Source organism: Parahaliea maris (assembly GCF_008064665.1).
Lineage (GTDB): Bacteria > Pseudomonadota > Gammaproteobacteria > Pseudomonadales > Halieaceae > Parahaliea > Parahaliea maris.
In genome coordinates this window covers 140524-166112 of the sequence record NZ_VRZA01000006.1, presented here as the reverse complement: position 1 = coordinate 166112, position 25589 = coordinate 140524, and the positions used below count along the sequence as shown (strand labels likewise).

The 25589-nt window shown below is 62.7% G+C and carries 26 protein-coding genes; all 26 read right to left on the bottom strand.

Annotated elements, in window-relative coordinates:
• Positions 1–12: 12 nt before the first annotated feature.
• Positions 13–681, bottom strand: coding sequence for a type II secretion system protein N (locus tag FV139_RS16475; protein ID WP_148069564.1), 669 nt, complete (start codon positions 679–681; stop codon positions 13–15).
• Positions 678–1241 carry a type II secretion system protein GspM gene (gene gspM / locus FV139_RS16470; protein WP_148069563.1) on the bottom strand — a complete coding sequence of 188 codons (564 nt, stop codon included), beginning with the start codon at positions 1239–1241 and terminating at the stop codon, positions 678–680. Before gspM ends, FV139_RS16475 begins: the two co-directional genes overlap by 4 nt.
• The gene (locus tag FV139_RS16465; RefSeq protein ID WP_148069562.1) at positions 1238–2293 is read right to left on the bottom strand and encodes a PilN domain-containing protein; all 1056 of its coding nucleotides are present in this window, start codon (positions 2291–2293) and stop codon (positions 1238–1240) included. The genes gspM and FV139_RS16465 overlap by 4 nt, the downstream gene beginning before the upstream one ends.
• Positions 2294–2321: 28 nt before the next feature.
• A complete protein-coding gene (locus FV139_RS16460) occupies positions 2322–3188 on the bottom strand; it encodes a type II secretion system protein GspK (RefSeq protein ID WP_148069561.1) in 867 nt (288 codons plus the stop codon).
• On the bottom strand, positions 3185–3814 hold the full coding sequence (locus FV139_RS16455) for a prepilin-type N-terminal cleavage/methylation domain-containing protein (RefSeq protein WP_148069560.1): 630 nt from the start codon (positions 3812–3814) through the stop codon (positions 3185–3187). The genes FV139_RS16460 and FV139_RS16455 overlap by 4 nt, the downstream gene beginning before the upstream one ends.
• Positions 3814–4233, bottom strand: a complete 420-nt coding sequence (locus FV139_RS16450; RefSeq protein ID WP_148069559.1) for a type IV pilus modification PilV family protein — start codon at positions 4231–4233, stop codon at positions 3814–3816. The genes FV139_RS16455 and FV139_RS16450 overlap by 1 nt, the downstream gene beginning before the upstream one ends.
• Positions 4220–4750, bottom strand: coding sequence for a GspH/FimT family pseudopilin (locus tag FV139_RS16445; RefSeq protein ID WP_148069558.1), 531 nt, complete (start codon positions 4748–4750; stop codon positions 4220–4222). Before FV139_RS16445 ends, FV139_RS16450 begins: the two co-directional genes overlap by 14 nt.
• A complete protein-coding gene (gene gspG / locus FV139_RS16440; protein WP_148069557.1) occupies positions 4698–5132 on the bottom strand; it encodes a type II secretion system major pseudopilin GspG in 435 nt (144 codons plus the stop codon). Before gspG ends, FV139_RS16445 begins: the two co-directional genes overlap by 53 nt.
• Before the next feature lie 80 nt (positions 5133–5212).
• The gene (locus FV139_RS16435) at positions 5213–6418 is read right to left on the bottom strand and encodes a type II secretion system F family protein (RefSeq protein ID WP_148069556.1); all 1206 of its coding nucleotides are present in this window, start codon (positions 6416–6418) and stop codon (positions 5213–5215) included.
• A 4-nt stretch (positions 6419–6422) separates the two neighbouring features.
• Entirely contained in the window at positions 6423–8171 is a 1749-nt protein-coding gene (locus tag FV139_RS16430) for a GspE/PulE family protein (RefSeq protein ID WP_148069555.1), read from the bottom strand.
• A gap of 120 nt (positions 8172–8291) precedes the next feature.
• Positions 8292–9494, bottom strand: coding sequence for an acetyl-CoA C-acyltransferase (locus FV139_RS16425; protein ID WP_148069554.1), 1203 nt, complete (start codon positions 9492–9494; stop codon positions 8292–8294).
• Positions 9495–9742: 248 nt separating this feature from the next.
• The gene (locus tag FV139_RS16420) at positions 9743–10534 is read right to left on the bottom strand and encodes an SDR family oxidoreductase (RefSeq protein ID WP_213004144.1); all 792 of its coding nucleotides are present in this window, start codon (positions 10532–10534) and stop codon (positions 9743–9745) included.
• Positions 10535–10562: 28 nt separating this feature from the next.
• Positions 10563–11750, bottom strand: a complete 1188-nt coding sequence (locus tag FV139_RS16415) for an acyl-CoA dehydrogenase family protein (RefSeq protein WP_148069553.1) — start codon at positions 11748–11750, stop codon at positions 10563–10565.
• Positions 11747–12916 carry an acyl-CoA dehydrogenase family protein gene (locus tag FV139_RS16410; RefSeq protein ID WP_148069552.1) on the bottom strand — a complete coding sequence of 390 codons (1170 nt, stop codon included), beginning with the start codon at positions 12914–12916 and terminating at the stop codon, positions 11747–11749. The genes FV139_RS16415 and FV139_RS16410 overlap by 4 nt, the downstream gene beginning before the upstream one ends.
• 1 nt (position 12917) lies before the next feature.
• The gene (locus tag FV139_RS16405; RefSeq protein ID WP_148069551.1) at positions 12918–13805 is read right to left on the bottom strand and encodes an SDR family oxidoreductase; all 888 of its coding nucleotides are present in this window, start codon (positions 13803–13805) and stop codon (positions 12918–12920) included.
• A 452-nt stretch (positions 13806–14257) separates the two neighbouring features.
• Positions 14258–15406, bottom strand: a complete 1149-nt coding sequence (locus tag FV139_RS16400) for an acetyl-CoA C-acetyltransferase (RefSeq protein WP_148069550.1) — start codon at positions 15404–15406, stop codon at positions 14258–14260.
• A 15-nt stretch (positions 15407–15421) separates the two neighbouring features.
• Positions 15422–16465 carry an acyl-CoA dehydrogenase family protein gene (locus FV139_RS16395; RefSeq protein WP_148069549.1) on the bottom strand — a complete coding sequence of 348 codons (1044 nt, stop codon included), beginning with the start codon at positions 16463–16465 and terminating at the stop codon, positions 15422–15424.
• Between the two features lie 13 nt (positions 16466–16478).
• Positions 16479–17642, bottom strand: coding sequence for an acyl-CoA dehydrogenase (locus tag FV139_RS16390; RefSeq protein WP_148069548.1), 1164 nt, complete (start codon positions 17640–17642; stop codon positions 16479–16481).
• Positions 17643–17651: 9 nt separating this feature from the next.
• A complete protein-coding gene (locus tag FV139_RS16385) occupies positions 17652–18404 on the bottom strand; it encodes an enoyl-CoA hydratase family protein (RefSeq protein ID WP_148069547.1) in 753 nt (250 codons plus the stop codon).
• A gap of 41 nt (positions 18405–18445) precedes the next feature.
• Complete coding sequence (locus tag FV139_RS16380) at positions 18446–19516, bottom strand: NAD(P)H-dependent flavin oxidoreductase (RefSeq protein WP_148069546.1); 1071 nt, start codon at positions 19514–19516, stop codon at positions 18446–18448.
• Between the two features lie 13 nt (positions 19517–19529).
• Positions 19530–20330 carry a CoA-transferase subunit beta gene (locus FV139_RS16375; RefSeq protein ID WP_148069545.1) on the bottom strand — a complete coding sequence of 267 codons (801 nt, stop codon included), beginning with the start codon at positions 20328–20330 and terminating at the stop codon, positions 19530–19532.
• Positions 20331–20351: 21 nt separating this feature from the next.
• Entirely contained in the window at positions 20352–21224 is an 873-nt protein-coding gene (locus FV139_RS16370) for a CoA transferase subunit A (RefSeq protein ID WP_148069544.1), read from the bottom strand.
• A gap of 32 nt (positions 21225–21256) precedes the next feature.
• A complete protein-coding gene (locus tag FV139_RS16365) occupies positions 21257–21724 on the bottom strand; it encodes an Lrp/AsnC family transcriptional regulator (RefSeq protein ID WP_148069543.1) in 468 nt (155 codons plus the stop codon).
• Complete coding sequence (locus FV139_RS16360) at positions 21721–22197, bottom strand: Lrp/AsnC family transcriptional regulator (RefSeq protein WP_235898685.1); 477 nt, start codon at positions 22195–22197, stop codon at positions 21721–21723. Before FV139_RS16360 ends, FV139_RS16365 begins: the two co-directional genes overlap by 4 nt.
• On the bottom strand, positions 22194–23777 hold the full coding sequence (locus FV139_RS16355) for a FadD3 family acyl-CoA ligase (protein ID WP_148069542.1): 1584 nt from the start codon (positions 23775–23777) through the stop codon (positions 22194–22196). The genes FV139_RS16360 and FV139_RS16355 overlap by 4 nt, the downstream gene beginning before the upstream one ends.
• A gap of 178 nt (positions 23778–23955) precedes the next feature.
• The gene (locus FV139_RS16350; protein WP_148069541.1) at positions 23956–25587 is read right to left on the bottom strand and encodes a long-chain-fatty-acid--CoA ligase; all 1632 of its coding nucleotides are present in this window, start codon (positions 25585–25587) and stop codon (positions 23956–23958) included.
• Between the last annotated feature and the right edge of the window lie 2 nt (positions 25588–25589).

Genomic DNA, 25589 nt, shown 5'->3' with positions numbered 1-25589 from the left:
ATACCGATCGTTTTACATTCGACCCAAGCCCAACTTCGCAGGCGGCTCCGGTGGTATCTTCCCGGGTGCGGCCTCGGAGTTGCCTGTTGGCGCTGCGGGCACGCCCGGTCCCGGGCGTGGCCCAGGGCCAGGGCCAGGACCGACCTCTTCCACAGACCCCACGCTAACGCTTACGTTTCGTTTCAGGCCAACCTCCTCACGACGACCGCTGCTTTCGAAGATCGCCAGGTCTGGCTTGATTTCCTTCAACGTCCATCCCGCCACCTCGTCGCCTACCAGCAAACGCTCCTGCTTGCCCTTGACGGTCGCAATCACACCCCGGCTGCCAAACACACCCTGCAGCTTGACGGGAGGCAGCCCCTGCTTCGTCTTCTGCTCCACAGGAGCATCCTCTTCGACAGGAATACTGTCCTGGGGCCGGCGCCCTTCCCAGAACAACGGACGGGAGCGAATCTCCGCGCTCTCCTTCTGGCCCACGGCGTTCAACGAGTGGATATCGGCCACACGCAGTGAGCTCTCGGCGGGGTACACAGGTTCGATTCCGGCCGGCACAACCGCGCGCAGCAAAACCCAGACAACCTGGAGTGCAAGCAACACTCCCAGCCCGAGACACACCAACTCCACCCTGCGCTCCGTCCGCAACGGTTCAGAGGACTCCCGGTAGCGGTCCAGGAAACTCACGACCGCACCTTCAAGGCCATCATCTGCATGCCAATCGTTACCGTTTGCCCGGGATCCTGGTTGCGGCGGGTGGCCCGCTCCGGCCAGATATCCAGCGACTCGATCATGAGCCGCGGACGGTAGGCGCTCAGGCCCGCCAGCGCCACGTCCAGGGCGGAGAGGTCTCCCGACACGGTGACATCCAGCCGCACGACCTCGAATCCTTCGTCGCTGTCATCCGGCAATATCTGGCTGTTGGCAACCGCCAGGCCGGCATCTATCAGAATTTCGCGAACATCCTTTTGCATGGTCGCAGCCACCGAGGCGCGGTCCCGACCCGGGGGATACACCAGGTTGGTCACGGTTCCGTCTACCGAGCTGAGCGCCTGTTTGAGTTCGTTCTCGCGCTGCCGAATCCCCTCGAGCCGCGCGACCCGGGGCGCCACACGTTCGATATCCGCCTGGTAGCCCGCCCTGACGGAGAGCAACTGCAGGGCAAAATAAACAAACAGGAACAGGGGCAGCGCTACGGTGATAGCGACGAAAACGGCGTCGCGCCGGTTGTCACGGAACCAGCTCACGACGCGCTCTCCCCACCATCACCATCACCCTCAGCCGATGCATCGGTTCGCAACTTGATATTGATGGTGAACTGTTCCAGCCCCGTGTTGGCTATTCGGGTGATAGCGGCGGGAGACGAGACCTCGGCAAACGCCCTTACTCCACTGAGCTTCTGCATCACTCCGGCGGCATCGGTTGCCCTGCCGCGCAAACGAATCTCGTTGCCGCGCATGGTGAACTGGGAGATATAGGCGTCGTCACCCAGAAGGGCACTGATCCGGGCCAGTTCGAAATGAGGATTGGGGTACTGGACCAGCACCTCGTTCATCTTCCCGGCAGTTTCGTTGGCCGTTTGCAGTGCCGTCTTCGCGGACTGGGCTTCTGCCGAATCCACCTGCACCGACTGAGCGAGGGACTCCACATGACGCAGTTCGAGGAATTTGCCGCCGGCAGCCACCAGCAACATCGCCAGCACCAGCGCGAGGCCGACGCCGAGCAGCGAGCCGATGCGCAGCAGGCGGCGCTTGTAACGCGTCAGGCGCTGGCTCTCGCCAAACCCACGTAATACGATCGGCCGTTCGGGCCCTTCGGCCCAGACTTCCACTTCATCCACCCGGTGGATGTCGTACTCGCTTCCCAGGTAGCCCATAGTCGCGCTCAGCGAGGCGATGGCCAACTGCACCCTCAGAAAGGACTCCTCCCGGGCCTGAACGGTCCAGCCCGCCGCCGTATCATCGCCAGGAAAAGGACTGCTGGAGGCCACCTCCAGCCGCATGACTGAATCGAGGTCCGCCTCGGCCGCCAACGGCAGGCGCAGTGAGCGCGACAGCACCAGGTCGGCGGGGAGCTCAATGGCTTCACAGAGTTCGGCGCTACCGGGATCGACTTGCTCCCCGCCGTGATAGAAGCGGGCGTCGCCGGCAGGTGCCCGCAGGCGTACCACTTCGTCGAGATGGGCACGCACCGGCGAGCGATCGCCCCAGAGAAATTCCGCCCAGGCGTGCTGCCAGTATTTGCCGATCTCCCGAACATCGAAGCCGAACAATTGCCATTTCTGGCTTGCATCTAGCATGTCGCTGCGTTTATTTCCCTGTCCCAATTCATTGTTGTGCAATCACCCGCGGGCTCTCGGTTCGCAGGAAGCGCCAGCCCAGGCGCGACCCCGGGGCACCGCTCATCACTACCCAGCGCCGGCGCAACCAGGAGCGCCCACCGTAATGCACTACCGCGTCGACCCGGTAGTGGCTGTCGTTTTGCCCGGCAGCACCCGGGCCGCCATTCTCCGCTCGCCGGGACATCACCCGGTCCGCAGCACGCTGGTTTGCACCCTGAACCGCGCTCAGCAGTTCATCCGGTGCCGCCGCCCAGTTGAACCCGGCACCACCGGAGACCGCGCGAATATCATCGCGCAAAGCGTCCAGCAGCACCCGGTTGAATCCGGGCACTTTCAGCATGTCTTCCTGCGTACTCATGCGGGTCAGAACTGGCCCTTCGCCCCGATTGACGGGCGTGCGCAACTGTACCACATTGTCCGCCAGCCGTTGTGCCTCACCCATCGGCAGATTCCCGCGTCGGGCAAACAGTTGCGCCAGTACCTGCGGCGGCGCGCTGTAGATGTCCAGCAAGCCCGACGCCGGCGTCAGCGTCACATCCACTTCGGTGTCGCCGAGTTCGAAACTGGCGCGCATAACGCGCCCCTGCTCACCCGGCGCCCGCCCGGATTGTGCCCGGGTAGACTGCGCCCGGGTGAACTGCGCCATCATCAGCTGACTGGCGCCATCTCCTGAAGCAACCGCCTTGGCCCGCGCCAGGTGCGCCTGCGTCAGGCGGCTGTCGATACGGCCCTGGTGCACGATACCCGCCACCAGCAAAGACATGGCTGCCAGAAACCACACCACCATCGCCAGCGCCACACCGGCCTGACGTACAGGTTGACGGCCCTGCCGCGGTAAAAATTCCCTGGTCATTTACCCGGCACCAGGGCAACAAGGTCCGGCCAGTAGCGATCACGGGTTTTTATCCTGAAGCGCACCAGGAGTGGCGTCCCCTCTCCCGTCCACTCGCTTGTCCAGGGTTCGCCGTAAGCCTCGCGATAGCCGACCGAAAAATCCTGCAGTCCGCTGACCACGGTTTTCGACGGTGCCCGGCTCCAGTCGATGTCCTCGGGCAGGTCCGGCTGGTCGCTCCAGGCGAGCACCAGTTCGTCATCGGCTCGCCCGAGGCGCAGGACATAGGCACCGCCATAGGACTCACCGAACAACACCGTAGCGCGCCAGATAACGCTGTCGTCGTCACCACGCATCAGGGCCTGACGTGAGCTTCCACCTGAGCCACCCAGGCCCAGGCCGCCACTGCCACCCTCTGTACCCACGACGGCCGAGGCCACCAGGTCCCGCAAGAGGCTGCTGCCCAGGCGCACCTCGTCAACGCGCTCAGTGACCGACTGCAGGGTAGCCTGCGTGCGCCCAAAGGTGCGCAGTGCAGTGACCGTCGCCAGCATGATCATCGACAGGATGGACAGGGCCACCACCACCTCCACCAGGGTAAAACCCGGCATGGTGGCGCGCGGTAACCTGGGAGCAGAGCCGGCCATCAGCGTGTTTGCACTCCCTCGACCACCGAGTTCAGACGCACCTCCCGACGATGACGGCCATCCTGCCAGGCCACTACCACTTCGACATCCTGCAGCACACCGGCAGGTAGACCCTTCTCTATCTGAGGCAGCGGGGTCGCCACCACCTCCCACAGAAAACCGCCTTCTGTTGCTCCGCCATCGCGGAAGCCACTCACGGGCACCTGGGCGACATCCGCCAGCAGGGACTGAGCGAGCTCAACGCCAAAAGCGTATTTTTCATCCGTGCGAATATTGCGCGACGCGCCTCCGGCTGCCTGGTACAGGGCGCCGAGGGACACCCCCAGCACGGCAATGGCTACTACCATTTCCAGCAGGGAAAAGCCGCGCTGCCGATGGGGGCGGCGCGCGCGAGACGCCCTGAAATCAGTTGCTCGCATAACGCGCCTGGCTCACGGCTCCGGTGAGCCAGTCCACTTCCACACTGACCCCGTCTCCGCGGGAACTCTCGATATCGATACCGCCGCCCGAAGCGCCGCCTTCGGGATAAAACCGGATTACCCCGGTACCCTCCCGGTTCAGCTCACGGGCCGAGTGAACTGCCATCGTCACACCCGACGGCAAGGTGTGGGTTTTACCCGCGTAGTAAATGCTGCGCTTGTCCGGACGGACCTCCACATCCTGGGGTTTTCCGGAGGTAATTGCACGCATGCGCGCCGCGGTCAGCACAGTCATGGCCTCGCGAATACCCTCCCGGTACTGCATACCCGAATACAGGCGCCCGGCAGCGGGCACCACCAATGCCATCAGCAGGCCAGCGATGGCGAGCGCCACCACCAGCTCCAGCAGAGTGAAACCCCTCGCGGGTTGTGACCGGCGGAACACCTGTGTTGTCGGCTGCGCCTTAGCGCCAGTTGCCCACGTCAGTGTCTTCACCTTCACCGCCCGGCACGCCATTCTGGCCGTAGCTAAAGATGTCCACCTCCGACCGCTCGCCCGGGTACTTGTAATGGTACTCCCGGTTCCAGGGGTCGAGAGGAACGTCTTTGGACTTCAGGTAGGGGCCATTCCAGCCAGCGGCGCCGGAGGGTTTGCGCACCAGGGCGTCAAGGCCCTCGGAGTTGGAGGGAAAGCGCCCGACATCCAGCTTGTACATCTCCAGCGACTGCTCCAGATCCTTGACCTGGATACCCGCCGTTTTGGTCTTGGCGCCACCCAGCTGGTTCAGGACCCGCGGCCCGACAAGGCTCATCAACAGGCCCAGGATGGCGAGTACCACCAGCAGTTCCATCAGGGTGAAGCCGCGCTGGCGACGGGATTGGTTACGGTGATGCTTCATTTTTAATTGTCCTCGCAGGATTCGGAATACTGGCCCCCGCCTGCGCGGGGATTGTTCAAATATGTCAGGGAAGCCACGCCCTAGGCTGCCAGATCATTGACCGACAGGATGCCCATCAGGATGGCGATAATGATGACCGCTATGATCGCCCCCATCCCCAGGATGAGTACCGGCTCCAACAGGGTCAGGCCGCGCTTGACGCCCGACTGCACGTGATCATCAAATACCTTGGCCAGCTCCAGCATCATCTTGTCCAGACTGCCGGACTCCTCACCCACCCGCGTCATCTGGATGACCATCGGGGTAAACATTTTGGTCTCTTCCAGGGCGACGGACATGCGCTTGCCTGCCTTGACCGCGGGAGGCAACACTCCGAGCGCCTCTTTCAGCACCGTGTTGTCCACCGTATCGATGGCAATGGAGATCGCCTTCAACAGGGATACCCCATTGCCCACCAGGGTGCCCACCGTGCGGGCGAACTTGGACATCTCGAACTCGAAAACGATCCCCCCGGCAAGGGGCATTCCCAGCATGCGCTTGTGCAGGGTTTCGCGCCCGGCAGCGGTGCGCAGCCAGCTTCGGGTATAGACCACAGCACCGGCCACCGCGATGGCCAGCAGCCAGCCCCAGGATTTCACGAAATCCGCACCGGCGATCACCATTTGTGTCATGGCGGGCAGGGCATCTCCCATGTCCTCGAACAGTGTTTCAAACTGGGGAACGACAAAGCCCAGCATGACAAAAATGGAGAGCACCGACACCACCAGCAGGATGGCCGGATAAATCAGAGCCGAGACCACCGCATCGCGATTGGCCTTGGCGTTCTCCAGGTACTCCACCAGCCGGTCCAGCACGGCGGAAAGATGGCCACTGGCCTCGCCCGAGCGCACCATGTTGATATAGAAGGAACCAAAGATGTTTTCGTGAGGCTGCAGGGCCTGACTCAGCGCCTTGCCGCCCTTGACGTCCTTCAGCAGGTCGTTGAGCAGCCCGTGCATGGCGGGCTCGGCCGCCATATCGATCAGCACCTTGAGGGCCCGGTCCAGCGGCAGGCCCGCGCGCAGCAGTACGGCCAGCTCGGTGGTCATCGACAGCACTTCCTGGCGACCCGGGGCTTTTCCGGCGGCCTTGCCGCTGTTGGCAGCGGCCATGCCCGGCTCGAGTTTCAGCAGGGTCAGGCCCTTGCTGCGCAACTGGCGTGAAGCGACCTCCAGGCCATCAGCCTCGATACCACCCTCGGTGGCCTTGCCGTCACGGCCAATAGCCTTGTACACAAAGTGAGGCACGGGATCAGGCCGCCGGCTGGTCGAGGTGAGCGGCTAACTGGGCGGCCATCTCGGCGGCCTCTTCCTCGGATTCGGTCTGGTCCTGGGTGACCCGCATCACCTCTTCCAGCGAGGTCTTGCCCGCCACCACCTTGCGCAGGCCATCCTCGTACAGCGTGATCATGCCCTGTTTACGGGCCGCGGCATGCAGCAGAGTGGCGTCGGCGCCGGACATGATCACCCGGTGCATGTCTTCATCCAGTACGAACAGCTCATGGATGGAAGTCCGCCCGGCATATCCTGTGTCGAGGCAGTGTTCACAGCCTGCGGCCTGGAACACCGTGGTCTGCCCCTGGGGCAGGAAGCGCTGCAGGCCGTAATGCCTGATGGTCTGGTCATCCAGTTCGACCTCATGCTTGCAATGCTTGCACAGGGTTCGCACCAGGCGTTGCGCCAGCACGCCATTGACCGAAGAGGTAATCAGGAAGCGCTCGACCCCCATGTCCTCGAGGCGGGTGATAGCGCCAGCGGCCGTATTGGTGTGCAGGGTCGAGAGCACAAGGTGGCCGGTCAGTGCCGACTGCACGCCAATCTGGGCCGTCTCGGTATCGCGCATCTCACCGATCATGATGATGTCCGGGTCCTGGCGCAGGATGGCGCGCAGGGCCCGGGCGAAGCTCAGCTCGATCTGGGACTGCACCTGGATCTGGTTGACGCCCTGCAGCTGGTACTCCACCGGATCTTCCACGGTGATGATCTTGAGCTTCTCGGAATCCAGCGAGGCCAGCGAGGCATAGAGCGTGGTGGTCTTCCCCGAACCGGTGGGCCCGGTCATCAGCAGTACGCCGTGGGGCCGGTTGATCAGGGTCTGGTAGCGGGCCAGCGTGTCCTCGGAAAAGCCCATGTCGGTGAGGCTCAGGCGGATACTGCCGCGGTCCAGGACCCGCATCACGATACTCTCACCGTGTACCGTGGGAATGGTGGACACCCGCAGATCGAGCTCGTGACCCTTGACCCGGGTCATGATGCGGCCGTCCTGGGGCAGGCGACGCTCCGCTATGTTCATGTGTGAGAGCAGCTTGATCCGCGAGGCGATGGCCGGCGCCAGGCTGGGCGCAGGGGCGTCCCGGGATTCCTGCAACACGCCGTCCACCCGGTAGCGCAGGTGCAGGCCGTCCTCGAAGGGCTCGATATGGATATCCGAGGCCCCCATATCCACCGCCCGATGGATGATCTGGTTGACCAGGCGAATCACCGGCGCCTCGCTGGCCAGGTCCCGCAGATGCTCGATGAATTCGTCGTCACTCTGGCCGGCGAACTGGTCGGACAGTTCGTCGCCCTCCTCCTGCTCGTCCGCCTGGAGGTAGCGCTGCAGGGCTTTGCTGATGTCCGTCTCCAGCCCGAGCTGGATGGCCACCGGCTTGTCCAGCGCCATACTCAGCGCCTTGGCGATAAACGGGTCCTGGGGGACGGTGGCGGCAAAGGTGATGAGATCACCTGCCATGGCGACGGGCACTACCGCATTGCTGAACAGGAACTCCTGAGAAACCCCGTCCAGGCGGATAGGCTCCTCGGGGTAGGCAGCGGCTTCGCGCAGGGGAATATCGAGCTGGCGCGACAGGGCCTCGGCCACGTCCTGGTCGGACACCAGGCCCAGCTTTATCAGCACCTGCCCGAACATATCGCCCATTTCGTTCTGGGCCAGCAGGGTGCGTTCCACATCCCGCTCTGAAATTTTGCCCTGCTGTACCAGCAGTTCGCCGATTTTGCTCATTAACGCCGTCTTTGCCCCATAGGTCAGAGCCCGGCAATGAGTTACCGGGCCCGTAAACGGCGCCATTGTAGCACGCTACGGCGGCTCCCCGCCGAGGCTGGGAGCCGCCAGTGGATGGGCTCAGGCGACCTCGAACAGCCCCGCCGCGCCCATACCACCGCCGATACACATGGTGATCACCACGTAGCGCACACCGCGCCGTTTACCCTCGATCAGGGCGTGGCCCACCATGCGCGCACCGCTCATCCCGAAGGGGTGACCGATGGCAATCGCGCCGCCGTTTACATTCAGTTTATCGTTGTCGATGCCCAAGTGGTCCCGACAGTACAGTACCTGACAGGCAAAGGCCTCGTTGAGTTCCCACAGGCCGATGTCATCCACGCTCAGGTTGTGCCGCTGCAGCAGCCTGGGTATCGCGAACACCGGGCCGATGCCCATCTCATCCGGCGCGCAACCGGCCACTGCCAGACCGCGGTAGTAACCCAGTGGCACCAGCCCCTGCCGCTCGGCCAGGCTGGCCTCCATCAACAGGCAGGCCGAGGCGCCATCGGACAGTTGCGAGGCGTTACCCGCGGTGATGAACTGCCCCTGTTTGATGAACTGGCCGTCCTTGAAGACCGGCTCCAGGCTCTGCAAGCCCTCAAGGGTGGTAGAAGGCCGGTTGCCCTCGTCTTTTTCCAGCGTCACCTGTTCGTAGGTGGTTTCTTTGGTGTCCCGGTTGAACACGGCCCTGGTGGTCGCCATGGGGACGATTTCAGCATCGAAGGCACCCGTTTCCTGGGCCTGCGCGGTGCGCAGCTGGCTCTGCAGGGAGTATTCGTCCTGGGCTTCCCGGGAAATTCCGTAGCGCTCGCTGACCACCTCGGCGGTCTCGATCATCTGGATGTAGGCTTTGGGCGACATCTCCAGTACGGTTTTGGAGACGTTGCGATAGCTGTTCTTGTGCTTGTTCTGCACCAGGGAGATGGACTCCAGCCCACCGGCCACGGCCACGTCGTACTCGTTGCAGATGATGCTCTTGGCCGCGGTGGCGATGGTCATGAGGCCGGAGGAGCACTGGCGATCCATGGTCATGCCCGCGGTAGTATCCGGCAGGCCACCGGCAATGCCGCAGAGCCGGCCGAGGTTGTAGGCCTGGGTACCCTGCTGGGCCGCCGCGCCCATGATGACGTCGTCGACCATGGCCGGGTCGATCCCGGCCCGCGCCACGGCCGCGCGCACGACGTGGCCGCCCATGGCCGGAGCCTCGGTATCATTGAAGGCGCCCCGGAAGGCCTTGCCGATCGGGGTGCGGGCAGTGCTGACGATGACTGCTTCTCTCATTGGAAACCTCTATCTCTTCGGTAAATACGTTTCGGATTGTGAATTATTCCCAAATTTCCGGGAGGGTATTTGCATTATTCCCGGCAAGGAAGCGGGGCAAGCTTACGCAAACACGCCGTGAATCCGTCCATGGAGGCTCCTCGCTCGCATCCATGCGAGCGAAGGTTTGCTCCAGCTCGCCCCGCTTCCTTGCCTACCTGTGGAGCAACGGAACTGGATCCAGTGCAGATCCGCTCAAACCGCCTTTCTCAGGCCCGCTGACTCGAACACGACACAATCTCACCTGTCATGTAGCCCGAGTAATCCGACGCCAGGAACATCATCACGTTGGCCACTTCCCAGACCTCCGCCGCGCGCCCGAAGGCTTCTTTCGACGCCAGCTCTTCCAGCAACTCCATCGGTGTGGTCTTCTTCAGGAATTCGTGGAAGGCAATTGAGGGTGATACTGCGTTGATGCGTACGCCGTGGTCTGCCGCTTCCAGCGCGGAGCAACGGGTCAGGGCCATCACCCCGGCCTTTGCGGCCGCGTAGTGGCACTGCTCTTTCTGGGCGCGCCAGCCGAGCACAGAGGCGTTATTGACGATGACGCCGGCGCCGCGTGGCTGCATTTTTTTCAGCATGGCGCGGGTCATGCGCATGGTGCCGGTCAGGGTGATATCGAGCACCCGGCTCCACTCGTCGTCCTCCATGTCGACCAGCAGTTTGGTGCCGCCAAGGCCCGCATTGTTGATCAACACATCCACCCCGCCCATGCTGGCTTCCGCCTCATCGATCAGGGACTGGACATCTTCCTCGACAGTGACATTGGCGACCTTGCCGTACACCGCCTCGAGACCGGTCTGTTCTTTCAGGGTGGCAACCGCTTTTTCCAGGCGCCCCTCGTGAATATCGCTGATGGTGACGGCGCGGGCGCCCTCTTCTGCGGCCCGGGTCGCCGCGGCAAAACCAATACCGGCCCCCGCAGCGGCAGTAATGAGGACAGATTTGCCTTCGAGCAGGTTGTGCCCTTTGACGTAGGGTGGTGGTTCTTTCAATGCCATTTCATGGTTTCCTCAAAAATGTCGCGCGCTAGCCGCGAGGTTCTCTGGGCATGCCCAACGCGCGCTCGGCGATGATGTTGCGCTGGATCTGGTTGGTGCCGCCGTAGATGGTGTCGGAGCGGGTGAACAGGTACATGGACTGGAGGCGGTTGAGCTCGTAGGGCGCGTCGTCCAGGATCTCGCTCTCCTGGCCCAGCACATCCATGGCCAGCTTGCCGAGGTTGCGGTGCCAGGTGGCCCAGTACAGTTTGTAGATCATCGCCTCCTTCTGCAGGCTGCCGTCTTCGCCGCCGGAAAGCATGCGCATGCTGTTGTAGCGCAGGATCTTCAGTCCGACGTGGGCGTCTGCGATGCGCTGACGCAGGGCTGGATTGCGAGCGGCGCCGTTTTCTCTCGCCACTTTGACGATGGCGTCGAACTCGTTCTGGAACAGCATCTGCTGGCCGAGGGTGGATACGCCACGCTCGAAGCCCAACAGGCCCATGGCCACCTTCCAGCCATCTCCGGGGGCGCCGACGATATCGGTCGCGTCGCACTCGGCGTCGTCGAAAAAGACCTCATTGAATTCAGAGGTTCCGGTAATCTGCTCGATGGGGCGCACGGTCACGCCGGGTTGATCCATCGGCACCAGGAAGAAGCCCAGGCCCTTATGACCGACGCTGGCCGGATCGGTGCGGGCAATCACGAAGCAGTACTCCGACTCATGGGCCAGTGAGGTCCATACTTTCTGGCCGTTGATGCGCCACTTGCCGGCCGCCTCGTCGAACTCCGCCTTGGTCTTGACGTTGCCAAGATCGGAGCCGGCGCTCGGCTCGGAGTATCCCTGGCACCAGAACACTTCGCCACGCAGGATGCCCGGCAGGTATTTCTGCTTCTGCTCATCACTGCCAAAGGCGATGATGGTGGGACCCGCCAGAGTTTCGCCGATATGGCCAATTCGCCCGGGGCCGCCGGCCCGCGCGTACTCTTCGTTGAAGATCACCTGCTGCTCGATGCTGGCGCCGCGGCCGCCATGTTCCTGCGGCCAGCCGATACAGGTCCAGCCACCCTCGGCGAGCTTGCGTTCCCAGGCTTTGCGCTCCTCCACCAGGTGATGTTCGTCCCCCGGGCCGCCTCGGTGGCGGACACGCTCGAATTCGCCGCACAGGTTTTCCGCCAACCAGTTGGCGACCTCTTCGCGGAATTGTTCGTCTTGCGGGCTGAAGCTGAGTTTCATGCCGCTGCCTCCCCGTCCAGAATCTGTTGCGCCAGGCGCTCGCGGTGCCAGGCCCCGTCACCGAGAAAGGTCTCGGTCGACTTGGCCCGTTTGAAGTAAAGCTGGATGTCGTACTCGGAAGTGAAACCGACACCCCCGTGCAACTGGATGCCGCAGCCTGCATTAAAGAAGTAGGCGTCGGAACACCAGGCCTTGGCGACACTGGCCGCCTCCCCCAGTTCGCTGCCAAGGGCGCCCCCATTGAGCGTCTCGTCCGCCACGCAAGCTGCGTAATACAGTGCAGAGCGTCCCGCTTCGACTTTTACCATCATGTCGGCTGCCTTGTGCTTGACCGCCTGGTAGGACGCAATCACCCGGCCAAACTGGACCCGCTCCTGCAGGTAGTCGACGGTGATATCCAAAGCCTGCTGGGCACCGCCGACCTGATCTGCCGCAACAGCCACTCGAGCGAGGTCCAGCACCGTCTGTAATGCAGGCCATGCCTTGCCGGCTTCGCCCATCAACGCGCCCGACTGCAGCACCACACCATCGAGGATTACTTCCGCCTGCTTGCGGGTCTGGTCCATGGTGGGCAGCCAGCGACGGCTGACACCCGCGGTATTCGCATCCAGTACAAACAGGCTGACATCCTCGTCACCGGCGCTGTCCGGCGCACGCGCCGCGACAATCAACAGGTCCGCAGTATGACCATCGGTCACGTAGCGATAGCTGCCATCAAGGCGATAGCCTTCACCCTCGCTACGACAGGTTGCCGTTACACTGTCACTGTTCCAGCCGCCATTGGCGGAAGCATAAGCCAGGGTCGCGGTCTTGCCGGCCACGATCTCCGGAAGGTACTGCGCCTGCTGCTCGGCGGTGCCAGCCACCCGCAAGGCATTCACCCCCAGACAGACGGTGGAAAAGAACGGCGAGCAGAACAGGAAGCGCCCCATCTGCTCCAGCATGGCCACCAGCTCCACATAGCCAAGCCCCATGCCGCCGTGTGCCTCGGGGATGTGAATGGCCTGCCAGAACATCTCCTGGCACACGCGATCCCACAGGGCGGCGTCGTAGCCCTGCTCCGTGTCCATCGCAGCACGAACCGCCTCACTGGTCGACACCTCGGCAAGGAAGTCCGCCGCGGTGTCGCGGATCATCTGCTGTTCGTCGGTGAAGGCAAATTCCATCTCAGGTACCCCAGACTTTCTGTGCCGGTACTTCGGTTTCAATCAGTTTGGCGACAGCGTCCTTCAGCTCGGAGGGCTGCCACTGGGCTTTCTTGTCCAGCCCTTCGGTAGTACGCCAGCCATCACAGATGCAGATGCGCCCGCCTTCGGACTCGAAGACCTTACCCGTAACACCCGCAGATTCTGCCGACGCCAGGAACGCAACGAGCACCGAGACGTTTTCCGGGGCAAAGTGGTCGAAACTGCCATCTTCCGGCCTGGCCATACGCTGGGCCATTTCCGGTACCGCGGTGGTCATGCCGGTACGGGCGGAGGGCGCAATCGCGTTGGCGGTGATACCGTAGCGCGCCAGCTCAACTGCCTGGTTGAGTGTCAGTGCCGCGATACCGGCCTTGGCCGCGGCATAGTTGGACTGCCCGACGGAACCCTGCAGGCCGGCGCCGGACGTGGTATTGATGATCCGCGCATCCACCGCCTCGCCGGCTTTGGACTGGCCGCGCCAGTAGTGCACGGCGTGGGAGGAGATACAGAAGTGGCCCTTGAGGTGCACGGCCATGATGGCGTCCCACTCCTGCTCGGTCATGGAGGCAAACATGCGGTCGCGGTTCACACCGGCGTTGTTGACCACTGCATGCAGCCCGCCGAAGGTGTCGATAGCCTGTTTGACGGCATTCAGGCTGTCGTCGTAGTTGGTGATGTCGGAGGTGTTGACCGCGGCTTCACCGCCGGCAGCCTTTATCTCCTCGACGACGGCGGCTGCCGCCTCTTCATTGATATCGTTAACGATAACTTTGGCGCCCTCACTGGCCAGTACTTTGGCATGCGCCGCACCGAGACCGCCGCCGGCCCCGGTGATGATCACTACTCGTCCTTCACAGATTTCGCTCATACTCTTCTGATCCTTTGTTCGTGTCGCATTCTTTCTGGTTGCGGCAATTGCTTCCCGCTCCGGCGGCGTGAGGGAGCTTTTCGGGACACGCTGTGAATACGTCCATGTACGCTCGTGCTCGACATCCATGTCTCACACGGTCCCGAAAAGCTCCCTCACACCTCCTGTCGCTACCTACTGAGTACTTCTCAAGACCGCGTCGTGTCATCAGAGACCCAGCATCAGATTTTCCGTTCTGCGCCAATATCTACCTTTGGCGCCATCGATCAGCCTGCTCCACTGGAGGTGAAGCGCCGGGGAGGGGCCTGTAGGGACTCTCTGAGACATGGATGTCGAAGAGAAGCCCCCATGGATGGGTTCACGGCGTGTCCCGGAAGGCCCCTGCCCGGTGATTCGCCGTGCGACGAAGCTCCGTTAGAGCAATATCGCCAAGCGATGAATCACCACTAGACTCAGAGCCTCTCCAGAATGGTCACATTCGCCTGACCACCACCCTCACACATCGTCTGCAGCCCATACCGCCCCCCCGTCCGCTCCAACTCATGCAACAGCGTCGTCATCAGTTTGGTTCCGGTCGCACCCAGCGGATGCCCCAGCGCAATTGCGCCGCCGTTCACATTCATCTTCTCGTGGGCGAAGCCCGTCTCCTTCATCCACGCCATCGGCACAGACGCAAAAGCCTCGTTGACCTCGGCGAGGTCGATGTCAGAGATCTTCATTCCTGCCTTCTTCAGTGCGTACTCAGTCGCCGGAATCGGAGCCGTCAGCATCCAGATCGGATCGGCGCCGCGGACGCTCATGTGGTGGATACGGGCGCGCGGAGTGAGGTTGTAACGCTTGAGGGCAGCTTCGGAGACGATCAACATGGCCGAGGCACCGTCACAGGTCTGGCTGGAGACAGCGGCGGTAATGGTGCCGCCTTCCGCCAGAGGGTCCAGGTCGGCCATTTTTTCCAGAGAAGTCTGGCGGGGAGTCTCGTCCATATCCAGGCCATTCAGCGGCGCGATTTCACGATCGAAACGGCCTTCTTCTATAGCGCGCAATGCCCGGGTGTGTGATTCCAGTGCGAACAACTCCATGTCCTCGCGGCTGCAGCCCCACTTGTCGGCAATCATCTGGGCCGAGTTGAACTGGGATACCGGCGTATCGCCGTAGCGCGCCACCCAACCCTGGCTGCCGGAGAAGGGGTCCTTGAAACCCAGGGGCTCGGCAGCGAGCATCGCGGAAGAAATGGGAATGCTGCTCATGGTTTGCACGCCACCGGCAATGACCACGTCGTTGATGCCAGCCATGATGGCCTGGGCGGCAAAGTGCACGGCCTGCTGCGATGAACCACACTGACGGTCCACGGTGGTGCCGGGCACCTCGTCGGACAGACCGGCCGCCAGCCAGCAGGTGCGGGCGATGTCGCCCGCCAGCGGGCCGATGGTATCGACGCAGCCGAAGATAACGTCGTCGTATTCGCTATCGGGAATGCCGTTGCGACCGGCCAGGGCTTTCAGGACATGGGCACCTAGATCGGCGGCATGAACGTCGGCGAGACTACCCCGCCGGCGGCCTGTAGGGGTACGTACGGCATCGACTATATAGGCTTCAGGCATGATCTCTTCCTCTCTTCAAAAAGTGCTGCCGGCGCCCAGGGCGACACCGTCGGCGAAAATGTGGTCGGCCACCCGCTGCTTGTGAAAACCGGTGTCGCCAAAGGTCCCGGCCATGGCCCAGGCTTTTTTCATGAAGATGTGCAGGTCCACTTCCCAGGTGTAGCCCATGGCACCGTGCACCTGGATGCTGTTTTTGGCCGCCAGGTTAGCTGCCTCGCACGCGACCAGCTTGGCGTGAGACACCGCCTTGCCAGCGCCCGGCTCGGCATTCGCCAGCGCATAGGCGGCCCGGGTCACCGGCGCCTTGGCGTACTCCAGGCGCACCGCGACGTTCGCCATGTGGTGTTTCACCGCCTGGAAGCTGCCGATGACCTTGCCGAACTGCTGGCGCTCGCTGGTGTATTGCACGGAGATATCGATCATCCGCTGAGCCAGCCCCAGCGCCTGGGCAGCGGCACCCAACGCGCCACGGTCGAGCACGGCCTGGTAGAGCACCGCGGCCTGTTCTCCGGTTGCCATCGGCGCGACACCGGCATTGATGTCGATGGCGTAGAGGCGTCTTGAAGGATCGATCGACTCATTGAAGCGCGCGCTGAACTGATCCGGCTCCAGCAGGTACACAGCCTCCGGTTCAGCCCACAACAGCAACCCCGCCTGGGCGGCGTCCTCGGCGAGGCCATTCTCACTACAGCCCACCGCTACCCGGGTTTCCCCCGCGGCAATCTGCGGTAGCCATTTTCCGGCGGCTTCCCCACCCAGTTGGCTGATAACCGGCACCGCCACCAGGGCAGTGTTCACCAGGGGTTCCGGCAGGGCGACATAACCACACTCCTGCGCCAGCAGCACGAAATCGAGTTCGTTCATACCGAGGCCGCCGTGTTCTTCCGGAACGGTAATGCCGGTGAGGCCCATCTCGGCCAACTGCTGCCACAGGCCGTCGTCGCGGCCATTCTCGCTTTCCCAGATCCCGCGAACGCGTTCCGGGGTGACTTCGTTGACCAGAAAATCCCGCACGGAGTCGCGGAACAGGAGCTGGTCTTCGCTAAACGTAAAATTCATCGTAACTCTCCTGCTACCTCGGCATACCGAGCATTCGTTCGGCGATAATGTTGCGTTGAATTTCGTTAGTGCCCGCGTAGATCGGCCCCGACTGGGAAAACAGCCAACCGTCCAGCCAGGTTCCGACTTCGCCCGCGTCGGGAGCGTGGGGCAGCAGCTCTGCACGGGCGCCGAGAATGCTCATGGCCGTGGCGTGCATGTTCTGGTCGAGCTCGGACCAGAAAATCTTGTTGGTGGAGGACTCCGCACCGATTTTTCCACCCTGGCTGAGCCGGCAGGCCGTTTCGTAGGTGGTCAGGCAGTAGCTTTCGGCGTCCATCCAGGCGCGCATCACCGCGTCGCGCACGGCGGGGTCGCGGTCCGCCTTGTCCTGATTCGCCTTGTAGAGTTCCACAAGGCGACGGGCGGTTTCCTGGAAGCGGGCCGGAGAGCGCAGCATCAGGCCGCGCTCGAAGCCGGCAGTGGCCATGGCGACACTCCAGCCGGCGCCCTCGTCGCCCAGGCGATTACTGACGTCTACTTCTACGTTGTCGAAGAAGATTTCGGCAAAGCCCGGCAGTCCGTCCAACTGGGGGATCGGTCGCACGGTAATCCCGGGAGTATCCAGCGGCACCAGGATAAAGGTCAGGCCGCGATGGCGTTCGGAATCCGGGTCGGTGCGAAACATGCCGAACAGCCAGTCCGCCCATACTGCACGGGTGGACCAGGTTTTCTGGCCATTGATAATGTACTTGTCGCCTTGTTTGCGGGCGGTGGACCGAATCGCTGCCATATCAGAGCCGGCGTTGGGCTCAGACCAGCCCTGGGCCCAGACTTCCTCGCCGTTCGCCATTTTCGGCAGGATACGGGCCTTCTGTTCCTCGGTGCCGTACTCCATGAGGGTCGGGCCGAGCAGGAAGATGCCGTTCTGGTTCACCCGCAGGGGCGCGCGGGCGCGGTAATACTCTTCCTCGAAGATCAGCCATTCGATCAGGTCGCAGCCGCGACCGCCTAGCTCCTCGGGCCAGGTGACCATACCCCAGCGCCCCTGGTTCAATGTGGCTTCCCACTCGCGGTGCTGCTGGAAGCCCTCCGCGGTATCGAAGGTTTTCAGCGGCTCGGCGGGTACATGCCCGGCCAGCCACTGGCGCACTTCCTGGCGGAAGGCATTCTGTTGCTCGGTGTAATTGAGGTTCATGATCCTGCCTTAAAACTTTGCGTCACGTTTTTCCACGAAGGCATCCCGTGATTCCTGCGAGTCACCCACGGTATACGCCTCCAGGGTGAACCCCTGCTCCCAGCGGTACTTGTCTTCCAGATTGCCGTCCTCAATGCCGGTCAGTGCCTCCTTGGCCAGCTTGACCATGGCGGGTGACTTGGCGGCAATTTTCGCGGCGATTTCCCGGGCCGTCTCGCGCAGCTCATCTTTCGGCACCACCTTCTCGACAGCACCCAGGCGGTAGGCCTCGGCAGCGTCGATAAACTCGCCGGTAAAGTACATGTAGCGCACCTTCTGCACCGGGAACATGCGCTGCAGGTGTGCGCCCCCACCCATGGCGCCGCGGTCAATTTCCGGCACCCCAAACCGTACACACTCAGAGGCCACCAGAATATCCGCCGCGCCGGCCATGCCGATCCCGCCGCCGAGCACGAAGCCGTGCAGGGCAATGATTACCGGCTTCGGATTCTGGTGAATGGCGCGAAACGTTTCGTAGTTGCCCTTGTTCACCGCCACAATGCGCTCGGGATGGGCAGCCAGTTCCTTGATATCCACACCGGCACAAAACCCTTTGCCTTCTGCGGCGATCACGATGACACGGACGGCTTCGTTGTCTCCCAGTGCGTCGATCTCTGCGGCCACGGACATCCAGCCAGCACTGTCGAAGGCATTGACCGGCGGGTGGTCCAGTATCATTTCGGCGATGCCGTCGCTAATCGTAGTTTTGAATACAGCTGTCATAGTCTGTTCCCTGATGCTGCTGTGTGAGCATTTTGCAAAAGTTACCCGGCTGCGCGCTGTGCCAGCACCGCCAGTCGTTGTTCTGCCTCGCTGGCGATACCACTGATGAGTTCTTCGCAGCTGAGGAGTTGGTCAATGACGCCCGCCACCTGGCCGCTGGGCAGCACGCCTTCCTCGGGGCGGCCATCCACCATTGCTTTCTGGATAATCATCGGGGCATTGGCGGACATGATCGCCTGGGCCGCGGTGAGGTCGCCGGCGCCACGCATGGCCACGGCGGACTTCAACAGGCTCGTCAGGCTGGCGCCGGTGTGCTTGCGAAAGGCGAGACCATTGCGGATGGCAATCAGCAGCTTTTTCAGGCCGCCGGCTTTTTCCAGCTCGGCCAGCAGTTCGTTCATGATCATGCGCTGGGGCAGGCCATCCATCGCGGTGGAGCGAATGATCTGGGCCGGGTCCTTACAGGCCAGGTAGCGCTCCAGGGTCGCATTGGGCACCGGGCTATCGCGGGTCAACAGGAAGCGGGTCCCCATGGCGATGCCGTCAGCGCCCCAGGCCAGAGCCGCCACCAGGCCCCGGCCGTCCTTGAAACCGCCGGCCGCCACCACGGGCACCTTGTCGCCGACAGCGTCGATTACCTGGGGAATCAGCAGCGTCGTGGGTACAGCACCGGTATGACCTCCACCCTCACCGCCCTGCACCGTCACCACGTCGGCACCCAGCTCCACGGCCTTGGTGGCGTGCTTGGGCAGGCCAACCGTGGGCATGCAGATCACCCCGGCGTCTTTCAACTTGCGGATGAATTCGGGGCCCGGGGAGCGGGAGTAACTCACCGCCCGAACGCCGTGCCGAACCACCATGTCGACGATATCTGCCGCATTGGGCTGGTACATATGGAAGTTCACACCAAAGGGTTGATCGGTGAGTTCCTTTACCCGCAGGATGTCCCGCTCCATCTCCGCCGGCGGAATGGTAGCCCCCGCCAGGAAGCCGAAACCGCCCGCATTGCAACTGGCGGCCACCAGACGCGGGTCGGCGACCCACCCCATCGCCGTCTGCACGACGGGATAGCGGCAACCGAGGAGTTCGGTGAGGCGTGTCTCGAGATTCATGCGCGCGCCACCCCTAACCGCGCATACCGGGGGGGTTATCCTTGATCTGGTAGGCCCGCTGGTTGTGAGGGTCCAGGGCAGCAATGATGGCCAGCTGCTCCCCGGTCGGCGCAGCCGTTACCGGCACGTCCTCAGGAACATGCACCGCGAAACCGGTGTTATCCAGCACTTCCTCGACCTGTACTCCCGGGTGCAGGGACAACAGGCGGAGCTGGTGATCGGGGCCACCGAAATCCATCACGCAGAGGTTGGTAATCACCCGGTGAATCGATACATCGTCCAGGCTGTGCCCCTTGGGCAGGCGCGCCGGGTTGTAGCCGATGGAGGAGACGAAATCGCACTCGCCATCGACGAACACCCGGTCATTGTGCGAGGGCACAAAGAAGCTATTGCGGTGACAGATGGAATTCCCCGGAAAACCACGAGCGCCCAGCATCATTACCTTCGGCTGCTGGTAGGTACCGCCAAGGGCAGAGGTATTGGTCTGGCCGAAGCGATCGATCTGGGTCGGGCCCAGCATGGCGTGACGCTTGCCGCTCCACACATTGTCGAAGATGCGGGAAAAACCCATCCAGGTTTCGTTGGCCTGGACGAAGTCGTCCCCACGATTACCCAGCGGATTGGGCTCGGACAGCATGAAGGCCTCGGAGTCCGTCATCATGAGATCCGGATTGAAGGTCTTCATGGCCAGGCTGGCACCCAGGCGGGGAATCACGCCGATTCCGGTGGCGAGCTTTTCTCCGTCGTCGCGGAAGGCCTCCGCGGCGGCCACGATGCACAGTTCAGCCAGGGTGTATTCGGTAGCTGCAGTCATTGAACAAGTCTCCTTGGCTGATCAGTAAACGGGCAGGGGAATGGCGCGAATGGCATCCAGGCCGCCCACGCGCTCCTGGTACTCCGCCTCGTTCGCTCCCAGGAATTGCTCGCTGTAAGCGGCAAAGCCCCCCTCCTTGGCGCTGGCGTTGTAGGCCTTGAAGTGCGGCACGTCGAAACCGTACTGCGGGTTACAGGAGGTGGGGTGAGCACCGCCGGGAATCTCGACCACGGCGTCGGTGATACTGCGCTCCCAGAACACCTGCCGCGCCCGGGCCGGATCCTGGAAATAGCTGGACTCCACCAACTCCTCGCAAGACACGATGGTCTTGTCGGCAGCGCGGGCAATCCAGTCGTCCAGGTAGTGATCCGGTCCCTCGATCTGGCACACGCCGCGCGCGTCGGCGCGGTCGGCGTGGATCAATGCCACGTCCAGCTTCAGCGCCGGCATCGCCACCCACTCCTTGTCGTCGTAGGGGCTGTCGATCACCTTGAGGTCGGGGTTGTGGGTGAGGATATCGGTGCCCAGGCCCACCTGGGTGGGGATGAAGGGCACACCCCAGGCAGCAGCGCGCAGGCCCAGCAGCATCATGCCCTCGTCCACTTCCATCACTTCAATGGCACCACTCTGGCGTGCCTGGCGGAAGTAGGGCTCCAGCGGAATGAAATCCAGTGACACAAAAGCGAAGATGACCTTCTTCACCTTGCCCGAAGCGCACAGCATGCCCACGTCGGCGCCGCCGTAGGCGACGATGGTGAGGTCCTTCAGGTCGGAGCGGAGAATCTCCCGCACCAGGGCCATGGGCTTGCGCCGGGGGCCCCAGCCACCGATGCCCACGGTCATGCCGTCAGAAATTTGCGCCACCGCCTCAGCGGCTGAAATGCGTTTGTCCATAACAGGTCCTGTCCAGTCTTGTGTTGCCGTGTCTAGTCGACGATCCGCGCCATGCGGTAATCGTGTTTTACAAAATTGACGCCCAGCGTGCTTTCGGTCCGCCGTACCCCGGGGATAGAGCTGATATGCCCGTGCACAAACTCGGCGAGATGTTCATTGTTGCGTACCATGGTGATGGCCAGCAGGTCTGAGCGCCCGAGCATCTCCCCGACAAAGCCCAGCTCCGGTATTTCTGCCAGCCGGCTCGCTATCTCACCCACCTGGTGGCTGCGCTCCACCTCTATCCAGATATAAGCCAGGCTGGCGTCGCGAAAACGGTCGATGTTGGTGACCGCAGTAATGCGAATCTGTTTTTCTTCTTCCATCCGCCTGACCCGGGTGCGCACGGTGCCTTCGGTGACTCCGAGCTCAGCGGCAATCTGCCGGTTGCTCACCCGCGCATCCTGCGACAGCAGGTTGACGATGGCGCGATCCACGTCGTCCAGCTTGCGGCGCGTCACAGGGGCACCCAGTCGGGCTGGTTCTTCAACACGTTCACCGCCAGTGCCGGGGTCAGGCGACGCACACCGGGCAGTGTCGCCAGCCGCTCATTCAATAACGCGTGGAGCCCGGCCTGGTCCGGCGCGACGACCAGGGCTTCGATATCGTGGGTGCCCACCACCACATTGACGGAAAACACCTCCGGTATCGCCGCCAGTTCCCGCGCCACACTTTCGGGAGTACGGTTCTCGACCTGGACGCCTACGGCAAGTAGCAGGTTATAGCCCGCGGCTTCAATATCGGTGACGGCCACCACACGCATGGTGTTGGACTCTTCCAGCCGACGTACCCGGGCCCGGATGGTGCTCTCTGTCAGGCCCAGTTCTTTGGCCAGCGCGCGAAATGGCATACGGCCGTCCTCGCGCAACAGGGAGATGATGCGCTGATCGACATCGTCCAGCGGTGGGTAGATGTCCGGGGCAGCGGTGTTCACGCGCTTTCCCGCGCGGACAGGTCCCGCAGTTCGTTCTTGAGCACTTTACCGCCCGCATTCATCGGCAGAGCATCGAGGAAGCGAACCGAGCGCGGCACCTTGTAATTGGCCATGTTGTCGCGGGCCCAGGCAATCACCGTGGCTTCATCCAGATCAGCGCCGGCCTCCGGCACGAGGTAGGCCCGGGCCACTTCGCCCATGCGCTCATCGGGCACGCCGATCACCGCCGCTCGCGCGACGCCCGGCATACTGCACAGGGCATTTTCAATTTCGGCCGGATAGCAGTTGAACCCACCGACAATGAACATGTCCTTGATGCGGTCAGTAATACGCACATAACCATCGGCATCCATTACTCCCACGTCACCGGTTTTCAGCCAGCCATCGGCGGTGATGGTCTTCGCCGTTTCTTCAGGGTTATCGAGATAGCCCTGCATGACGTTGAATCCGCGGAACCAGATCTCGCCCTCGGAACCGGTCGGAACGGTATTGCCCTCGCTGTCCACGCACTTCATTTCCACTCCCTCCATCGCGCACCCGGAGGTATGGGAAATGCGCTCGGCGCTGTCGTCCGCGCGGCAAATGGAGACCACACCACAGGACTCGGTCAGGCCATAGGCGGTGACCACCACCTCGAATCCGAGCACGTCGCGCATCTGCTCCACCAGCCTCACGGGAACCGGCGCGGCGCCCGTTACCGCCAGCCGCAGGCTGGACAGGTCGTACTTGTCGCGCTGTGGATGCGCCAGCAGGGACTGGTAGATGGTCGGCGGACCAGGGATCATCGACACCCGGTCGCGAGGAATCTGCTCCAGCACGGCGTCCAGGTCGAAACTGCGGACAGGGAGTATCTTCGCACCGCGGATAATGGCCGCCAGCCAGCCGGCCTTGTAACCAAACGAGTGGAAAAACGGATTGATAATCAGGTAGTTATCATCGGAGCGCAGGCCTACGGTCTGGCTCCAGGTCTCGAAGGCGCGAATATTCTGGCCATGGCTGGTCACCACCCCCTTGGGCTTGCCGGTGGTACCGGAGGTGAACAGGATATCCAGGGTGTCGTCCGGGGTTACGGCATCGGCCCGCGCCGCCACTGTCGCAGGATCAATCACCGCGCCCCCGGCCAGGAACGTGTCCCACCCGGTACATCCATCGGCGACCCCTTCCAGCAGAATCGTGCCCTGCAGGTCTGGCAACGTCTCATTCTTGATCAGCGCGGGATAACTGACACCGAGGAATTCAGGCACCGTAAACAGCCAGCGAGTGCCACTGGCGCGCAGAATATAACCCGCCTCACTCCCCTTGAGCCGGGTATTGAGTGGCACCAGGACACCCCCCAGGCTCTGGGCCCCCAGTGCGGCGACAATCCACTGGACCATGTTTGGTGCCCAGATGGCAATGCGCTCACCCTGCCTGAGGCCGAGGGCCGCCAGGGCCGCCGCTGCCTGCAGGCGCGCCGCGTCCAGATCCCTGAAGGAGAGCCGGGTGTCACCATCCTGGATCGCGACGCGATCGCCGTGCTCGGCAGCGGCTTCGGCGACGACCTGGGGGACCGTTCTCTGGCGGTAACTCTGGCTTGGCATTCAGGGGCCTCCCGGGCCATTTGGGGTGAATCTGGGAGGCAAATATAGAAGTGAGCTGCAGGTTCAACAAGCAACATGCGTAGATTTCAGTCCAGTTTTCTACGCATAGTGCAAATAATTGACTGCGCGGGCTCCAATGAGGGGTTGGGCCCGCGACAGGGAGGGAGGAGCCCCGGACTCAGGCGCCCGGGAAGGCGTAGTCCTTGAATTGCTCGCGCAGGGCCACTTTCTGGATCTTGCCGGTAGCGCCGTGGGGCAGCGATTCGACAAACTGCACCGCATCGGGCGTCCACCACTTGGCGATCTTGCCCTCGAACCAGGCCAGCATTTCCGCCTCGTCGAGGTCATCCGCACCCGGGGCACGTACGACCACCAGCAGGGGACGCTCGCTCCATTTCGGGTGGAAGTGGCCAATTACCGCGGCCTCGGCCACTTTGGGGTGGTCGGTGGCGACGTTCTCCACCTCGATGGAGGAAATCCACTCCCCCCCGGACTTGATCACGTCCTTGGTGCGGTCGGTGATCGCCATGTAACCGTCGGGGTCGATGGTGGCCACGTCACCGGTTTCAAACCAGCCGTCTTCGTCGTGGGCACTGCTCTCGTCCAGTTTGAAGTAACTCGAACAGATCCACGGGCCGCGCACCTTGAGGGAACCGAAAGCGACGCCGTCCCAGGGCAATTCCTCGCCTGCTTCGTCGACGATTTTCATTTCCACCCCGAACACGGGGCGGCCGGCCTTGAGCCGCACCTTGGCAAACTCTTCCGGGCTGTACTGCTCGCGGCTCTCGGCACTGGCATTGATGCTGCCCAGCGGGCTCATCTCGGTCATACCCCAGCCGACCCGGGAATCGACCCCATAGCGCTCGAAATCCTCCATCACCGACAGCGGGCAGGCGGCACCGCCGATCACCACGGTCTTGAGGGAATCGACGGTTTCACCGGACTTCTTGAGGTAGGCGAGCAGCGCCAGCCACACCGTCGGCACACCGGCAGACTGGGTCACGCCCTCCTCGTTAATGAGGGCGGCGAGGGTCGCACCGTCGCCGACCTTGCTGCCGGGGAAGACCAGTTTGGCCCCCGCCATGGGGCAGGAGTAGGGAATGCCCCAGGCGTTCACATGAAACATGGGAACAATGGGAAGCACCGCGTCCTTGCGCGCCAGACCCAGGGCGTCGGGCATCATGGAAGCGTAGGCGTGGAGGATGGTCGAACGGTGCGAGTACAGCACACCTTTCGGGTTGCCCGTGGTGCCGGAGGTATAGCACAGGGCACAGGCACTGTTTTCGTCCAGTTGCGGCCACTCGAATTCGCTGGGCTGGTCGGCGATCAGGGTCTCATAGCACAGCAGCCCCGGCACGGCGCTTTCGGGCATATGCGCCTCGTCGGTCAGCACCACCCATCCCTTCACCCCGGGGCACTGGTCGGCTATGGCTTCCACCAGCGGCATGAAATCGGGGTCGAGGAAGACGAACTGGTCCTCGGCGTGATTGATGATGTAGACCAGTTGCTCCGGGAACAGGCGCGGATTGATGGTGTGGCACACGTAGCCCGAGCAGGTCGCAGCGTAATAGGTCTCGAAGTGACGGTGGTCATTCCAGGCCAGGGTACCAATACACGCGCCCTTGTCGAGGTCGAAACCCGAGAGGGCATTGGCCAGTTTCCGGGTACGCGCAAAGGCATCACGGTAGGTGTAGCGATGACGCGGATTGTCACGGGTCACCGAGACGATCTCTCCGCTGCCGTTGACCTTCTCCGCGTGGATCATGATGGAGGTCACCGTCAGGTCGGTGTTCATCATCAGGCCGTTCATAT

Excerpts from the sequence above, each read along its gene's own strand:
- FV139_RS16355 (WP_148069542.1), bottom strand. The coding sequence starts at position 23,777 with ATGCCAAGCCAGAGTTACCGCCAGAGAACGGTCCCCCAGGTCGTCGCC.
- FV139_RS16415 (WP_148069553.1), bottom strand. The coding sequence starts at position 11,750 with ATGAAACTCAGCTTCAGCCCGCAAGACGAACAATTCCGCGAAGAGGTC.
- FV139_RS16380 (WP_148069546.1), bottom strand. The coding sequence starts at position 19,516 with ATGAATCTCGAGACACGCCTCACCGAACTCCTCGGTTGCCGCTATCCC.
- FV139_RS16395 (WP_148069549.1), bottom strand. The coding sequence starts at position 16,465 with ATGAATTTTACGTTTAGCGAAGACCAGCTCCTGTTCCGCGACTCCGTG.
- FV139_RS16465 (WP_148069562.1), bottom strand. The coding sequence starts at position 2,293 with ATGCTAGATGCAAGCCAGAAATGGCAATTGTTCGGCTTCGATGTTCGG.
- gspG (WP_148069557.1), bottom strand. The coding sequence starts at position 5,132 with ATGAAGCATCACCGTAACCAATCCCGTCGCCAGCGCGGCTTCACCCTG.
- FV139_RS16390 (WP_148069548.1), bottom strand. The coding sequence starts at position 17,642 with ATGAACCTCAATTACACCGAGCAACAGAATGCCTTCCGCCAGGAAGTG.
- FV139_RS16420 (WP_213004144.1), bottom strand. The coding sequence starts at position 10,534 with ATGGCATTGAAAGAACCACCACCCTACGTCAAAGGGCACAACCTGCTC.
- FV139_RS16385 (WP_148069547.1), bottom strand. The coding sequence starts at position 18,404 with ATGACAGCTGTATTCAAAACTACGATTAGCGACGGCATCGCCGAAATG.
- FV139_RS16350 (WP_148069541.1), bottom strand. The coding sequence starts at position 25,587 with ATGAACGGCCTGATGATGAACACCGACCTGACGGTGACCTCCATCATG.
- FV139_RS16455 (WP_148069560.1), bottom strand. The coding sequence starts at position 3,814 with ATGGCCGGCTCTGCTCCCAGGTTACCGCGCGCCACCATGCCGGGTTTT.
- FV139_RS16375 (WP_148069545.1), bottom strand. The coding sequence starts at position 20,330 with ATGACTGCAGCTACCGAATACACCCTGGCTGAACTGTGCATCGTGGCC.
- FV139_RS16460 (WP_148069561.1), bottom strand. The coding sequence starts at position 3,188 with ATGACCAGGGAATTTTTACCGCGGCAGGGCCGTCAACCTGTACGTCAG.
- FV139_RS16450 (WP_148069559.1), bottom strand. The coding sequence starts at position 4,233 with ATGCGAGCAACTGATTTCAGGGCGTCTCGCGCGCGCCGCCCCCATCGG.
- FV139_RS16400 (WP_148069550.1), bottom strand. The coding sequence starts at position 15,406 with ATGCCTGAAGCCTATATAGTCGATGCCGTACGTACCCCTACAGGCCGC.
- FV139_RS16445 (WP_148069558.1), bottom strand. The coding sequence starts at position 4,750 with ATGGCGTGCCGGGCGGTGAAGGTGAAGACACTGACGTGGGCAACTGGC.
- FV139_RS16425 (WP_148069554.1), bottom strand. The coding sequence starts at position 9,494 with ATGAGAGAAGCAGTCATCGTCAGCACTGCCCGCACCCCGATCGGCAAG.
- FV139_RS16370 (WP_148069544.1), bottom strand. The coding sequence starts at position 21,224 with ATGGACAAACGCATTTCAGCCGCTGAGGCGGTGGCGCAAATTTCTGAC.
- FV139_RS16410 (WP_148069552.1), bottom strand. The coding sequence starts at position 12,916 with ATGGAATTTGCCTTCACCGACGAACAGCAGATGATCCGCGACACCGCG.
- FV139_RS16405 (WP_148069551.1), bottom strand. The coding sequence starts at position 13,805 with ATGAGCGAAATCTGTGAAGGACGAGTAGTGATCATCACCGGGGCCGGC.
- FV139_RS16430 (WP_148069555.1), bottom strand. The coding sequence starts at position 8,171 with ATGAGCAAAATCGGCGAACTGCTGGTACAGCAGGGCAAAATTTCAGAG.